This window comes from Clostridium sp. CTA-1, from assembly GCF_054768215.1.
On record NZ_BAAAAP010000015.1, the window covers coordinates 75701 to 88794 of the forward strand.

Here is a 13094-nt window from a genome sequence, read left to right on the forward strand (position 1 = left end):
ATGCTTATACTTACTTTTAATATTTACCCTTTCTTTTACTTAATTTAAACTTACTTATTGCAAATAAAATTATAGGAATAACCACTATATTTATAATAAACAATATAGACATTAAACTTTTTTCTACACTCATTACTTCAGCTACATTCTCAGGATATAGTGCAATAATATATATAAATGGCACTATAAGTAAAGAAGATATTTTTATATCTTCTATATGTAATATATCTTTTAATACATCTGCTGAAAAATAATAAGTGTTAGTAAATGTAGTAAAGAAAAACAACACCCACACAGCCATAATTATACCTTCCCATCTTTCAACAAATGTGCCAGGTATATCTATAGACTTTATCATTGTTATTCCTGGCCAAAGCATTACTTTTACCTGTTCTGTTGAAAACATAATTATAGATAAAATTACTATAAAAATATAAAAAACACCTATAAAAAATAAACTATTAAACAATACTTTGGGAGTTTTATTCTTTTTTTTCATAAAGGGTAATAACAGAAATATAATTTCTATTCCTTTAAATCTATTTATAGTAGTCCATGTAGCTTTTATATAATTAGTAGGTTTATTTTCAAATACAGGTAATAAATTGGTAAAATCCCCTTGATAAAATGCAAAGATTAGTATAAATATAACTGGAATAAAGCTAACCCAGAAGGCTACTTCATTAAATTTAACAAGAGTATCAACCTCTCCTCTTATAAGATAACTAGCTACAATTATACTAACAATAATCAAAAATTCTGTAGGAGTCTTCTCTAATAAGTATAATTTAATTTCCTCTATGAAAACCCTTAATCCATTAGATATATATATAATGTTATACATAATAAAACTTAAGGCTATAAGTTTTCCTAAAACTGCTCCAAAATTATCACTTACTATTTCATAGAATTCATTATAATTATTAAATTTTATTATTAAATACATAATATATATTAAAAAAAAGCTAATTAAAGCGCTTATGATTATTACTATCCATCCATCATTTCCAACTATATTTGAAAGATCACTAGCATAAGAAAATACACTTATACCAATAACACTAGTTACAATGGTAGCAAATAAACTATAAGATGTTACAAAGTTCTCATCCCTCACCATTAATTCCTCCAAATCTATTTTATCTTTGTCTTATTTTATCTCTAGTTTTCATATAATCTGGTCTTTTCTTAAAAGACCTTATAGGGGCTCTTATATACATATCTTTGAAATCACTAATGCTTGGATTAACAATAGGTGATAAATAAGGTATTCCAAAACTTTTTAATCTTACTAAATGTATCAACACTACTATTAAACCTAAAACCACTCCATATAACCCTAAGAATGATGCTGCTATAATTAATAAAAATCTAATTATCCTGAACGAAGAACTTACATCATAACTTGGGGCTGTAAAGTTTGTTATAGTAGTTATAGAAACAATAATTATCATGATAGGACTTACAATACCTGCTGATACTGCTGCCTGACCTATTATAAGTCCTCCAACAATACCTATAGTAGACCCTACAGGTTTTGGTAATCTAACTATAGATTCCATTAATAATGCTAAGCTAAGTTCCATTATTATAGCTTCCATATAAGCGGGAAAAGGAACTCCTTCTCTAGATGCAGCTATAAAATAAGCTAACTTGGTTGGTATAATAGCACTATGATAGGAAGTTACAGCTACATACATAGCCGGTAATATCATACTAATAATCATTGAAAATAATCTTATTATTCGTATTATTGATGAATGTATCCATCTTTGATAGTAATCGTCAGGGGACTGAAACAAACTTGGTAAAGTAGTAGGGACTATAATAGCGAAGGGTGAATTATCAACTAAAATAGCTACTCTTCCTTCATATAAAGCTGAAGCTACCACATCTGGTCTCTCTGTACTTTTAGTGGTTGGAAAAAGGGACCATTTATTATCCTCTATGAAATGTTCTACATATCCGCTTCCGAATATAGCATCAATTTTTATTTTTTCTAATCTATGATATAAATTATTTAAAACATCCTGATTTACAATATCTTCTATGTACATAATGGTCACATCGGTTTTAGATCTTACTCCTAATTTTTTAGACTCTATTTTCAATCTAGTATCTCTTATTCTCCTTCTAACCAATGCAGTATTAAATCTTATAGTTTCTGTAAACCCATCTCTACTTCCTTTTATTGCTGTTTCTGACTGTGGTTCTCCAATCCCCCTAACAGGCCAAAGTCTTGTAGCTATTACATAAGCCTTATCAATGCCATCTATTAATAGTAAAGTCTCTCCTGATAACACTAAATCTATGACTTTGCTTAATTTTTCTTGTTCTGATAAGTCTGTTACTGTTAAAATCTTATTTTTAATGTTATCTATGCTATTCAGTTTATGTGCTTCTAACATAAGCGATTCTAAAACATAATCATTTAACAAATTTTTATCCGCCATACCATCTATGTACACTATAAAAGCTTTTGTATTTCCTATTAAAAATTCTCTAAAAACCATATCAGAACTACCTTCTAGTAATTCTTTTATATATTTTATATTTTTGTCTATATTTTTATATATTTCATCCTTAACTATTTCCTTCATTGTTTACACTCCCTTTAGAACTAACCTTGAAAATAATAGATTTTAATAAATATACTCTTTTAAAACAATGTTTTTTGCAGAATATATAATATTAAACTTATAGTTATAATAAAAATACCAATATATCTAGCTTGCTTATAACTTTTAATCATATTTGAGTTTTTAAAAGAAGGAGCATCTATAAATATAGTAATACCCCCTTGGATTAATACTAAAGCTATAAAATAGTTATCAAATATACCTATTATTCTTCCCATAAAATCCTCCAATAAATTTAAAATTAGTTCTAAAGTATTTTTTCCTTCATAACTTTAATTTATTCATTTAAGCAAAAATTTTAATTTTATACATAAATAGTAAAATAACAAAAAGGCCATAGAAATACTTCTTAAAACATATCTCTATGGTCCTTTGGCTATTATATTGTTCTTGTTATAAATACTTCTTTATACCTTTCTTTCATATTATCATAACATATTTGAGCCTTTAACATATCATCAAATAATCCAAATACACTGGGTCCGCTACCACTCATCATGCTTCCTAATGCTCCTAACTCTATAAAATTACTTTTTATAGAATTTAATGTCTTATATTTTTTTAATGTAACATTTTCTAAGACATTCTTCATATTTCTAGCTACAGATTTTAAATCAGTTTCTTCTATTGATTCTATTAATTTTGTGATATTAGGATGAATATATATCTTTTCTACTTTTAAATTATTATATACCTCTTTTGTAGATACCCCAAAATTAGGCTTAACTAATACTAATATCTGATTTCTAAAATTTTTTATAGGCGTTATTTTTTCTCCTATACCTTCGCAAAGGGCGGTTCCACCTTCTATGCAAAAAGGTACATCTGCTCCTATATTTAAAGATATTTCTTTCAATTCTTCATTACTTATATTTGGTTTGAATATATCCCTCATTGTTTTCAGAACTGTAGCTGCATCTGTGCTTCCTCCTGCCAATCCTGCTGCTACTGGTATATTTTTAGTTATATTTATTCTAACTCCTGACTCTATATTGTATCTATCTAAAAATAGTTCTGCTGCTTTATATGCCAAATTTCTCCTATCTTTGGGTATATACTCTCTATCACAATCTATTATTATACCTTTTTTAATTTTTTTTATTTCTATTAAGTCATATAAATCTATAGTTTGCATTAACATCTTTAAAAGGTGATATCCGTCTTCTCTTTTTCCTATTACATCTAAGGATAAATTTATTTTAGCATAAGCTTTTGATAACATTTCATTCCTCCCCAAAAATATATTATAAAATATATAATACATCAAAAAAATTAAAGCTACAATCATGATATTCATAAATTGTAGCTTTAATCCTATGCTAAAGCTGTTTCACTTTTTGTTAGCCTGCCTTTTTTTATTTTATTCTTTACAATATTTGCTGCTGGTTCAAATTCTTCAAAAAACATTATGACCAAGTCTCCTGGCTCAGAGAATTCTATAGCCTTTTTAAGAGCTTCTTCCTCATCTAATATTATATCTAACTTAGAATTTTTAAATCCCATTTCTAAAATTCCTTTTTTTAACAAACCTGCTATTTCCCCATGTTCTCTTCCTCTTTTGTCTCTATCTTCCTTTACATAGATATAATCAAAATTTTCTCCACAGATATTACCTACTTTTAACGTACTACTATTGGTTCTATCTCCAGGAACTCCTATAACTCCTATTATTCTTTTATGGTCAATTTTTTTAACACTTTCTAAAACCACTTTATATCCTTCAATGTTGTGTCCATAATCTAATATTACATTTGTTCCATGTACATTATACATATTAAATCTACCAGGATTTTGTTCTTCATTAGTAAAACTTTCTAGGCCTTCTCTAATAGTATTTATATCTAATCCTAATGCTATTAATGCTGCTATAGATGCCATTATGTTTTCTATATTATAAGTTAATTTTCCTCCTAATGTTATAGGAGCTTTATTAACATTTATTATTTCTTTATTTTCATTTAAATTCTGTAAATATATAATATTTTCTTCCAAATATACTATTAAATTTTTATTATTTAAATATTTAGATACAATAGGATTATTTTTATTTTTAGTAAATAATATAATTTTACTTGTCATCCTATCTATAATATTTAAACTAGCTTTATCATCGGCATTTATTACTACATATCCATCTTTTTTAACAGCTTCTCCTACTAATGATTTAACATAAGCCATATCCTCTAAAGTATTTATGCCTCCCAATCCTAAATGATCCTCTGTAATATTGGTTATTACACCTACATCCGCTAAATCGTAAGGTAAACCTGCTTTGATTAATCCACCTCTTGCTAGTTCTAAAACAGCTACTTCTACCTCTTTATTGGTTAATACAGTCCTAGCACTATAATATCCGGTAGTATCTCCTTTATCTATACATTTATTATTTATATAGATGCCACCAGTGGTTGTCATTCCTACCTTTTTACCTAAAAGACTTAAAGTATGAGCTATTAATCTAGTAGTTGTAGTTTTCCCATTAGTTCCTGTAATAGATATAATAGGTATGGTCCCATTGTCTTCCTTAAACATCATATCTACTATGGCCTTTGCTACATTTCTACTTTCTCCTTTATAAGGATATTGATGCATTCTTATACCAGGTGCTGCATTTACTTCCATTATACCTTCATTATCATTAAGTGGCTGGCTTATATCACTACAGCATATATCTATTCCACATATATTTAATCCTATAGCTTTAGCAACTCTCTCACAAACTTCTTTTGTTTCATTGCATATTAAATCAGTACAATCTATAGCTACTCCTCCAGTAGATAAATTAGCATTATGCCTTAGTTCCAATTTATATCCCTTAGGAAGTATATACCCTAAAGTATATCCTTCTTTATTTATATTATTTTTAAGGTCTTTATCTATTTTTACTTTAGTTAATGGTTTTTCATGTCCATATCCTCTTCTTTCATCCCTATTCAATTCCTTTATCAATTCATAAATACTATCTTTACCATTACCTATTATGTATGGTGGAATTCGTTGTGCTACAGCCACCACCTTTCCATCTACAACGCATGCCCTGTAATCTTTACCATTGATATATTTCTCTATCATTATATCCTGGAATTTTTTATTTATTATGCTGTAAGCATTTACTAGATCCTTTTGGTTTTTTATATTTACTACTACACCCTTACCCTGGTTACCAAAACGTGGTTTTAAAACTACTGGGTAGCCTAGTTTTTCTGCTTTAAATAATAAATCAATGTAATTTTTCACTTTATATCCTTCAGCAACAGGTATACACTGATCTATCAATATATTTTTAGATAGTAATTTGTCACAAGCTATATCCACAGATACAGCACTAGTGCTATTACATATGGTTGCCTCTATAGTTTTTCCCTTTATGCCATATCCCAATTGAAACATACTATCTTCCCCTATTTTTGTAACAGGAATACTTCTCTTTTTAGCTTCTTGTATTATGGCTGAAGTGCTAGGTCCAAGCTCCTCTGCCTTTAATAAACATATTAATTCTTTTGTTTTAATTTTCATATTATATTTTTTTCCATTGATTATATTATTAATTAGATTTACGGCTATTTTTCCACACTCAATAGCCATATTTTTATATTTATATTGATAAATTATATAATATTTTTCTTCTTGTATTTCTCTTGCTTTACCGTAACTTACATCTATACCAATTCTATTTTGTAATGCTATTATTACGTGTTCACATATATGAGATAAGTAAGTTCCTTCATAAAGTCTTTCTACAAAACCACCTTTTCTACCTACACAACAGCAATGCTCTCTTAATTCTGGAACATAATTTAAAAGAGTCTCGTTAAAGCCTTCTATTTCTTTACTAGATATATTACTATATCCTTCTAAATCTACATTCATTCTTATACATTTTTTATGAGAATAAATATTTCGTCCCTCAAATACTCTTATATCTTCTATTTTCATGTTGTAATATTTCCTCCTCTTTTCCAAAAACATCTATGCTTTGTTATATAGGCCTTCTATAATTCAAATCAAACTTATCTCTATTTTTAAGTACATGTAATTTAACATCAAATATAGATAGTATTTCGTCTGGGTATTGTTCTGAAACATTTGTACCACTTATCTCTGTTCCATCTATTATATATACTGCTCCAGAGCCAATTACTTTAAACTGCCCCTCTGGATTAACAATAATAGCTGTGTCCTCGTCTATACCTATTCCTAACCATTGAGGATTTTCTGCAATGCCCGTTAAAAGTCTTCCTATTCTTCCTCTTTGAGCAAAATGTTGATCTATTATTACTCCTTTTATAAGTGATAATCCTGGTGCCATTTTTAATGTACACTTTCTTGGTGATTCATCATCCAGTCCAGAAACTATCATAGTATCACTCATGACTGAGGCTCCTGCTGAGGTTCCCACAAACATACAGCCTTCTTTATAGGCTCTTTCTAATGCTCTGTAAAGGGGTGTTCCTCCTAATAAACTTGTTATTCTTAATTGGTCTCCTCCAGTAAAGAATATAAGAGATGCATTCTTAATTAAATTTATATTTCCTTCATAATGAGTATCTTTTCTATTGTTTATATTTAATGTTTTTACATTTTTTACACCTAAATTTTTAAATATATTTGTGTACTCTTCTCCTAGTTCCTCTGGAAGTTCAGATGCTACAGTAGCTATTAATAGCTCTTCTTTATCTTTATCTATTTTTTTGCATACTTCTTTTAATATATCTTTGCCGTCTTTTTTATCTTCAGCTCCTCCTATGATTATGAGGTTACCTTGTATTTTTTTTTGCAAAATACATACCCCTTCCTTTTATATATATTTTTTATTTTTTCCATATAAACTATTTTTATGCACAAAAATACCCTATATAACAATACTTATAATATTATTGTCATATAGAGCTTTTTTATTTATATATAAAAAATAAACACTAAATTTATCTTATAAAATAAAAACTCAATTCAAATTAAGTTTTACCTTATAAATAATTATATAATAGCTTTACCAGGTATTATTAATTTTTGTCCTGGTTTTATAACATCCGGATTATCAATTTCATTAATTAATACTAAATTATCTACTGTAGTATAATATCTTTTTGCTATCTTCCAAAGAGTATCTCCTTGTTGTACTACATATATTGTTATGCTAGATTTTTTTTCAGGAACTTCTTCTTCCATTGGCTCCACATTTACTAAAAATTCTTTGTGTGATGTATAATTAACTCTTGAATATACTTCTATTAAAGCTTTTATAGCTACAGTATTAGCTTCTATATTAGCTTCTATATCTTCTAATACTACCTTTGTCATGCATTGCATATCTATTTTAGTTCCTGGTATGTCTACGGCACAACTAAAAGGCATATCTTCTTTTAAAGTATAAATATACTTCTCATCCTCTGTAGTTTTATACATAACTTCTGCATTTAAAACTCCTTCTACAACTACCTTATCTTCTACTATTTTTTTGTCTGTTATATATGCCTTCCCTTCTGTCATTATTATCTCTCTTATACTAGGCATATCAGATGTTATTTCTATATTTTCTTTGACTATGCATTCATTTTTAGAATGGCCTTGCATAACATTTAATTCATAATCTTCTTTATTCATATTTAACATCATATTAGGTGAATACATGTCTTCTATAAGTTCTATTTCTTTTTTATACATAACCCTTGTATTAGATTTAACAAGTGCTTCTACATCTATAATTCTACTTTCTCCTAAATCATCTTCTTTAGGTTCTGTATTTATTCCATCTACAGTAAAATCCGTATAACTTTCCATGAAAGAATTTACTCCCTCTAATTCTACTTCCTTATCTATAAATATATCATCCACTATATAGCAAATATCTCTATTTTCCTTAGCCCTATATATTAATTCTATTTTAGCAAAAGCCTCTACACTTACTTTATCATCTAATACAGTTATTTTCTTTTTATGAATATTTAAATTAGTCTTTAATATACTTCCTACCTCTGGTTTATCAGCTCCTATTTTTATACTAGTTTTAACCAAAAGCTCTCCTGTAGCTGTACCTGCTATTTTATCAATAGAAATTGGGTTCCTAAGCATTTGTATATCCTGCAGTGCATCTAAATCTTTTATTATTTCAAAATTATATTTTTTATAAACTGCTCCCTTTAATCTAACTATGCCTTCTATAGATATTTTTCTTTCGTTAACTATTTTACAATACATATCCTCAACAAAACATTCAGCTTCGCATAACATATCTTTTTCTGTTCCAGTTATCTGCATATCATTTGAAAACTTGCTACTATATCTAGTATTGTATAAAACCCCTCTCTCTTCTTCTTTTGCAAGATATAATATGTTATAGTCTATATATCCTTCCATATAAAGTTTATCTTGCATGACTTCCTTACTTGTTATATAAGGTTTAGCATCTAACATAAGTACTTCATAAACATCTGGATGAGTATCTGGAATAACATATTCCCCCTTTATAGGGGTATTAACAAAATTTTCTCCAAGTAATTGTTCACATTCTATATTTTCTTTAAGTAAATTCAAGTCCATTTAACTTATCCCTCCCATAAAGCCTACTAATAATTTATATAATAGTTTTAGGGGAATTATGCATATAAAAAAAAAATTGGTACTTATTAAGTACCAATCCATTTATAATACAAAATCTAATTGAACTGTCTTTGTTAATACATCCGAATAACTATATGTCACTTTCCTTTGGGTGTCGTCTTCTAATCTTATAACAAAAATACTTGGGTAAGTTTCTTCTAGTACACCTTCATTAACAAATGTTTTTCTTCTTCCACCATTTGCTTTTAAAGTTACCCTTTCACCAACATGGCTTTCTATGTCTCTTTTTATGTTAGCGATGACATTTCTTCTTTCCATATTTAACACCCTCTTTCTACATTTTACATTATACATTAAAATATAGAAAATGTCAAATCAACTTTATATTTTACCAATTTATTATAAGGTTTGTCAATATTATTTTTCATATAAATATTTCGATTTTTTTAAAAATTTCTTGTTATTCTTAATATTACCTTAAAATTATATATATATTCAAAATTTAATAAAGCTCTATACATATTCTGACTTAGGAAACCCTTCTCTATATTTCCCTCTAGTTTGCAATCCACCGATTCCTTTTATACCTGTTATTGTATTTTCTAAAGCGTCCTCTATAGATACTATATTACTTATGTTTGTATAGGCTATTTTTTCACATAAAAATACTGGGTCTAAGCAATGTATTAAAACCCTTCCTGGGGAACTAGCATAATTAGCACCTGCATCTAATATAGCTTCATAACAAGATTGACAAGCCCCAGCGAATATAATTAAATCATCATAACTTCTTTCATAATCTCTTAAAACCCCTACAGTCTTAACAAAATATTTAGAGTTTCTATAGTTATTTATATCTGTATAATTTTCCGTTTCTTTTAATACAGCATCATGGCCTGTTATGACTACGATATCAGGTTTGTATAACTTAACTAAATTTAATACCTTATTAGGTTGTTCCTTTTCTAAAACGGTCTCTCCAACCACATCTAACTGCAATTGCTTGTATACCTTAAGACATGTATCTAAGTATTCTGAATCTCCATCTACATGAAGAATTTTACCTGGCCTCCCAAAATACAATTCTTTGGTTTTTATATTTTTATTTGTTCTATACATTTTCTCTATCTTACTTTTCTTATTTAAGTGCTTTCCCTTAGCCTCCCCTCTAAATTTTCTATCATCTAATATTTTTTTTATAGAGTCATTGACTTTACTAGTAAACACTTCTTCTTTCTTAGTCATAGTAGCTACTGATACTTCTTCTAAATCTTCGTATGGCGAATCTGCTATTATTCTTACATTTACACCTTTTAAAGTATATATTTCCCTGTCTTCTTCTTGCTTTATATCTATTATTTTAAATGTTATGTCTTTTTTATAAGATTTTCTTACAACTATATCTCCTATTTCCATATAATTTAGCTCCACCTTAATAAATCAATCACTCTATATACTATGATGCTTATAATAAATTTGTTAACAAAACTATTTAAGGCATATAAAACTATATAAGCTTCATATGCCTTAATATATTCATTATTCTTTTTGTGAATATATTTTTTTAAATTCTTCAATAAAATTAATATATTTATCTTTTTCAGAAATCAATTCCTCCATCTTCTTATTAAAAGTATTTGATGGCCAAGTAACTTCATTGTAATAATATCTGTTGCTTAATCTCCAAAATCTCTGTGGAAATAATAAAAATGCAAATAAGGTTCTATACTCTTCCTGTTTTAATGGATTTATAGCTGTGTAAGAATTTAATATAAGTTCTGCATATTCTATGTTCCAATCTACTCTTTTTAAAACCTTTATCATAAAATTAGAAATATCGTAAGTTTTTATTTCTCTTTTACAATAATCAAAATCTATAACATTAATATCATTATTTTTATCTATTATTATATTATGATAAGTATAATCATGATGACAAAAGCTTTTTTCTTCCTCAGTTTTTTTGCATATTTCCATATAAGCAGAATCCTCTAAAACTTTCATAGATCTCTTACCTAATTCCTTGTAAAATTCTATGTTTTTTATATAACTTAGATCAAAATCCGTTTTATTGTTATTCTTCCTTATCATTTCTCTCATTTTATCTAAAGATCTAACTCTTTTTTTCATTAAATTTGGCCATCTACCTAAATCTGTTTTCAGCTTACTATTCTCTGGAGGTTCATATCCTTTTGATGCTATATGAAGATAAGCTAATGCCCTAGCTGCTAATATGAGATCTTCTTTGTCTCTAAAATTACATTCTCTCCCTTCTATCCATTCTGACAAAGTATATATATCTTCGTTTACCAGTGCATAGGGTTCCTCATTTAGATTTAAAAAATAATTGTCCACATAGTTAAATCCATTCTTCATAAGATGTTCTTTAGCACCAGAAACAAATAATAATTTTTGTACCCCATAATTAATTTTTTTTAAACATCTATCTCCTTCATTAGTTTTTAAATGATATACTCCTCTATGAGGTTTAAGTTTTTCAATTTTAATATTAAACTGTCTTTCAATTTCAAATTCTCTCATCATAGTTAACCACCTCTATTAAAACTATATGTGTATTATTATAGTTTTAGAAGTAATTTAACACTTTTCCCTTTAAATTAATATAATGAATTATGATGAATTAAGAAAGGAAAATTTTTATGCGCATAGGTATTGATGGAAGACCTGCTTATTGGTATAGAGGCACTGGAATAGGCACTTACACTTACCAATTAATCAATTCTCTAAATAAAATAGATAAGAAAAATGATTATTTAATTTTTAATCCTGAATTTTCAAATTCTCCTTTAAAATTAAACAATAATTTTAATATAAAAAATATAAATGCTCATTCTCCAAAAAATTTTTGGAATGAAGTAAACCTACCTGCAATATTAAAAAACAATAGCATGGACATTTATCACGTACCTCAAAATGGGGTAGGACTTCCTAAAAATAAAAATTGTAAATTTATAATAACATTACATGATGTAATTCCTTATAGAATGCCGGAAACCGTAAGCGATAGATATTTAAAAATATTTTCAGAAGAAATACCTAAAATAGTTTCTTCTTCTGATGGTATAATAACAGTTTCTGATTTTTCAAAAAAAGATATAATGAAATCTTTTAACTATCCTGAAGACAAAATTTTTGTAACTCATTTAGCTAGTGAAGATATATATATGCCATTAAATAAAGATTTTTGTAGAAATATATTAAAAATGAAATATAACATAAATAAAAATTTTATTTTATATGTTGGTGGATTTAGTCCTAGAAAAAATATATTAGGACTAATTGATGCATTTTATAATCTTATAAACATATATAAGAAAGATATCTGTTTAATTATAGTAGGGAGAAAAGGTAAAATATACGAAAAATATATAGAAAGAGTTCGGGAATTAAATATAGAAAATAAAGTATTTTTTCCTGGATTTATATCCGTTAAAGATTTACCTTATTTTTATAATTGTGCTGAACTATTTGTATATCCATCCTTTTATGAAGGTTTTGGATTGCCACCTATAGAAGCTATGGCTTGTGGCACTCCAGTAATAACATCTAATGTAACATCTATACCAGAAATAACAAAAGATGCAGCAATGCTAATAAATCCCTATGATACTGATAGTATATGTAAAGCTATGTATACTGCATTATCTAATGAAAACATGAGAAACATATTAATAAAACGAGGTTTAAATAGAACCTCTCAACTTACTTGGAATAATTGTGCTAAAAACACTTTATTAGCCTACAAAAAAATACTATACTCTAATTAGACTCCAGCCCCCCTTAACTGGAGTCTTAAATAATTTTCGGGTTATAAAATTTGAATTATATTTTACAAATTAAAAATATTATATAAATAATCTATATATTATATTG

At 27.4% G+C, this 13094-nt stretch carries 11 protein-coding genes; 1 reads left to right on the plus strand and 10 read right to left on the minus strand.

What is annotated here, in order from left to right; translation table 11 throughout:
- Positions 1-16: 16 nt before the first annotated feature.
- The 10 genes from ACYUEW_RS13045 to ACYUEW_RS13090 form a co-directional block, all read right to left on the minus strand.
- Positions 17-1120, minus strand: coding sequence for a GerAB/ArcD/ProY family transporter (locus ACYUEW_RS13045; RefSeq protein ID WP_085333784.1), 1104 nt, complete (start codon positions 1118-1120; stop codon positions 17-19).
- A gap of 19 nt (positions 1121-1139) precedes the next feature.
- The gene (locus tag ACYUEW_RS13050) at positions 1140-2600 is read right to left on the minus strand and encodes a spore germination protein (RefSeq protein WP_003487913.1); all 1461 of its coding nucleotides are present in this window, start codon (positions 2598-2600) and stop codon (positions 1140-1142) included.
- 59 nt (positions 2601-2659) lie between these two features.
- Positions 2660-2857, minus strand: coding sequence for a CLC_0170 family protein (locus tag ACYUEW_RS13055; protein WP_003487916.1), 198 nt, complete (start codon positions 2855-2857; stop codon positions 2660-2662).
- 161 nt (positions 2858-3018) lie between these two features.
- Positions 3019-3861 carry a 4-(cytidine 5'-diphospho)-2-C-methyl-D-erythritol kinase gene (ispE, locus tag ACYUEW_RS13060; protein WP_460276906.1) on the minus strand — a complete coding sequence of 281 codons (843 nt, stop codon included), beginning with the start codon at positions 3859-3861 and terminating at the stop codon, positions 3019-3021.
- Positions 3862-3953: 92 nt separating this feature from the next.
- On the minus strand, positions 3954-6575 hold the full coding sequence (gene cphA, locus ACYUEW_RS13065) for a cyanophycin synthetase (protein WP_460276907.1): 2622 nt from the start codon (positions 6573-6575) through the stop codon (positions 3954-3956).
- A gap of 43 nt (positions 6576-6618) precedes the next feature.
- Positions 6619-7419, minus strand: coding sequence for a cyanophycinase (locus ACYUEW_RS13070; protein WP_003487922.1), 801 nt, complete (start codon positions 7417-7419; stop codon positions 6619-6621).
- Between the two features lie 197 nt (positions 7420-7616).
- Positions 7617-9179: a DUF3794 and LysM peptidoglycan-binding domain-containing protein gene (locus tag ACYUEW_RS13075; RefSeq protein WP_003487924.1), complete on the minus strand. Its 1563-nt coding sequence runs from the start codon at positions 9177-9179 to the stop codon at positions 7617-7619.
- A 102-nt stretch (positions 9180-9281) separates the two neighbouring features.
- Positions 9282-9518: a Veg family protein gene (locus ACYUEW_RS13080; RefSeq protein WP_003491830.1), complete on the minus strand. Its 237-nt coding sequence runs from the start codon at positions 9516-9518 to the stop codon at positions 9282-9284.
- Between the two features lie 195 nt (positions 9519-9713).
- On the minus strand, positions 9714-10616 hold the full coding sequence (gene yabG / locus ACYUEW_RS13085) for a sporulation peptidase YabG (RefSeq protein ID WP_003487928.1): 903 nt from the start codon (positions 10614-10616) through the stop codon (positions 9714-9716).
- A gap of 123 nt (positions 10617-10739) precedes the next feature.
- Positions 10740-11744: a CotS family spore coat protein gene (locus tag ACYUEW_RS13090; protein ID WP_003487930.1), complete on the minus strand. Its 1005-nt coding sequence runs from the start codon at positions 11742-11744 to the stop codon at positions 10740-10742.
- 116 nt (positions 11745-11860) lie between these two features.
- On the opposite strand from ACYUEW_RS13090, the gene ACYUEW_RS13095 reads away from it, so the two are divergent.
- Complete coding sequence (locus ACYUEW_RS13095; RefSeq protein WP_003487932.1) at positions 11861-12988, plus strand: glycosyltransferase family 4 protein; 1128 nt, start codon at positions 11861-11863, stop codon at positions 12986-12988.
- The last annotated feature ends 106 nt before the right edge of the window (positions 12989-13094 follow it).

Bases quoted from the DNA above. Each gene is read 5' to 3' on its own strand.
- ACYUEW_RS13045 (WP_085333784.1), bottom strand. From the start codon at position 1,120: ATGGTGAGGGATGAGAACTTTGTAACATCTTATAGTTTATTTGCTACC.
- ACYUEW_RS13050 (WP_003487913.1), bottom strand. From the start codon at position 2,600: ATGAAGGAAATAGTTAAGGATGAAATATATAAAAATATAGACAAAAAT.
- ACYUEW_RS13055 (WP_003487916.1), bottom strand. From the start codon at position 2,857: ATGGGAAGAATAATAGGTATATTTGATAACTATTTTATAGCTTTAGTA.
- ispE (WP_460276906.1), bottom strand. From the start codon at position 3,861: ATGTTATCAAAAGCTTATGCTAAAATAAATTTATCCTTAGATGTAATA.
- cphA (WP_460276907.1), bottom strand. From the start codon at position 6,575: ATGAAAATAGAAGATATAAGAGTATTTGAGGGACGAAATATTTATTCT.
- ACYUEW_RS13075 (WP_003487924.1), bottom strand. From the start codon at position 9,179: ATGGACTTGAATTTACTTAAAGAAAATATAGAATGTGAACAATTACTT.
- ACYUEW_RS13080 (WP_003491830.1), bottom strand. From the start codon at position 9,518: ATGGAAAGAAGAAATGTCATCGCTAACATAAAAAGAGACATAGAAAGC.
- yabG (WP_003487928.1), bottom strand. From the start codon at position 10,616: ATGGAAATAGGAGATATAGTTGTAAGAAAATCTTATAAAAAAGACATA.
- ACYUEW_RS13090 (WP_003487930.1), bottom strand. From the start codon at position 11,744: ATGATGAGAGAATTTGAAATTGAAAGACAGTTTAATATTAAAATTGAA.
- ACYUEW_RS13095 (WP_003487932.1), top strand. From the start codon at position 11,861: ATGCGCATAGGTATTGATGGAAGACCTGCTTATTGGTATAGAGGCACT.